Annotated in this window: 1 protein-coding gene; it reads right to left on the bottom strand. The window is 42.3% G+C overall.

Annotated features, from left to right (window positions below):
- Positions 1–123 precede the first annotated feature (123 nt).
- Positions 124–364: integrase core domain-containing protein (locus tag FD01_RS13850; RefSeq protein WP_156647326.1), on the bottom strand; the 241-nt coding region annotated here is incomplete at its 5' end.

Genomic DNA, 364 nt, shown 5'->3' with positions numbered 1-364 from the left:
ATGGATTGAAGTCAATATTTGAGACAGATTTTAAGAGACATTCAGAACCGCGTTTACCTTCCACAGCTCAAATAAATCATTAATCGCGATTAATAACTTATTTGAACCCTGGAAAGCATTAAGTCAGGCGGCCATTTGGCTCGTAAGTGTTGCAATTTCAACTTGTAAGGGGGTCTGGTAGCCCAGTGAACTATGAATTCTCTTCCTATTGTAGAAAGCATGCACATATTCAAAGAGGACGGCAGCGGCAGTTTCATAATCTTCAAAGACCGGCACTGGGTAAACACATTCCTTTTTGAGGGAAGCGTGAAAGGATTCCATTGGCGCATTATCATACGGACAACCCTTACGGCTGTATGAGTGG

The organism is Lacticaseibacillus manihotivorans DSM 13343 = JCM 12514, from assembly GCF_001435035.1.
Lineage (GTDB): Bacteria > Bacillota > Bacilli > Lactobacillales > Lactobacillaceae > Lacticaseibacillus > Lacticaseibacillus manihotivorans.
Note: the sequence above shows the minus strand (reverse complement) of the source record. Positions and strands in the feature narration are given on the sequence as shown.